The organism is Mesorhizobium sp. M0296 (assembly GCF_040321675.1).
GTDB lineage: Bacteria > Pseudomonadota > Alphaproteobacteria > Rhizobiales > Rhizobiaceae > Mesorhizobium.
Window position 1 is genome coordinate 1 of sequence record NZ_JAMYRZ010000103.1, and the last position, 1,332, is coordinate 1,332.

At 59.2% G+C, this 1,332-nt stretch carries 1 protein-coding gene; it reads right to left on the reverse strand.

What is annotated here, in order from left to right; genetic code table 11:
- Positions 1–232: 232 nt before the first annotated feature.
- Positions 233–1,332, reverse strand: a 1,100-nt coding sequence (locus NKI97_RS35350; RefSeq protein ID WP_352838604.1) for a glycoside hydrolase family 16 protein, incomplete at its 5' end; no start/stop codon positions are given.

The window sequence follows — 1,332 nt, forward strand, 5'->3', positions numbered from 1 at the left end:
CGAGCCGGTCAGCGCCAGAACATTGACGACGCCGCTCATCAGGGCAATTCCAGCGAACGCGCGGCGGAAAGAAGCCAAAACCGCACCGAGGGCTGTTCGCGGCGGCTCGGACGAATGGGAATGCGACATCGCCTTCACATCGGTTCCAGTTCGGTCCCAGGCGCAAGAATCGTGCCCGCAATCAGGCTCGGCTGCGACGTCTCCATACCGCCGCCACCGTCAGGTGTTGCGCCTAGATATGCCAATCGTTCAGCGCGTACGCATGGACGTAGTCGATCTGCATTTCCGCAGGTGTAGCAAGCCCGTCGGCGGGCGCTCCCGCGAGGCCACCAACCGCCAGATCGACCAGCATATACATGGGGTCATGCATATCGGAAGGCGTTGCGGCACGAGCAACTTCGACGTCATCGAAATACCAGACGAGTTCGTCTTCTGTCCACAGCACTCCATAATTGTGGAACCCTTCGGTATCCGCGGCATAGGCCGTCGAGGACACTGTCGTATGAGTTCCCGTCTCGTTGGAGTGGCTTGTCATAATGAGCTTGTTTGGATCCTGACCGAGCATTTCCACGACGTCCAGTTCCGGTGGCCAGGAGCCGTCAGCCGGGAGAAGCCAGAAGGCCGGCCATACACCTTGCTTTGCGGGCATGTCAGCCCGAATTTCGAAATAGCCGTAGGTTTGTGCGAAGGACTCATAGGTCGTCAGCAAACCTGACGTGTATTTGTAATCGTTTATGTAGGGCTGGATTGCCGCGGGAGCCCGGGCGGCGGTAATCGTGAGAACACCGTCCTCAACGCTGAACGGGTTGACGGAACGCGTCGGGGCGTAGTTGGTGTCGATATACCATTGAAGCTCCTTATTGCTCGTGAGCGAGCTGCCGTTCGCGGCACCCCACCAGAAGTTCGAGTCCCAGGTGCCGCTCGAGCCATTCCACAGGTCGAGCGTGTTGAACTCGTCCGAGAAGGTGAGTTCCAGATGCGACCTGTCCAGGGCCAGATCGAACTGGCCTGGGGTGAACTGGTCGATGGTCTTATTGGCGAAAACGAGAAACTCGTCATCGGACAGGTTAAGTCTGACGTTCGCCCCCGACTGGACCATGTTGGCGTGCACATCCTCGAAGGAGGTGAAGCCGAAGCTCCCGACGCGCGCGGTATCATCGGCGCCAAAGTCGAGAATCAGGTCACTGCCGTTGCCGGGGGTCACGACGAAAATGTCCGCACCGGATCCGCCCTTGAGAACGTCATCGCCCTTGACGTTGCCCCCAGTTTCTATCCAGTTTTGAGTTCGTTTCCGGCGTGGGTTGTGCCCTGCTGGGCGGGTGAAGCGACGGG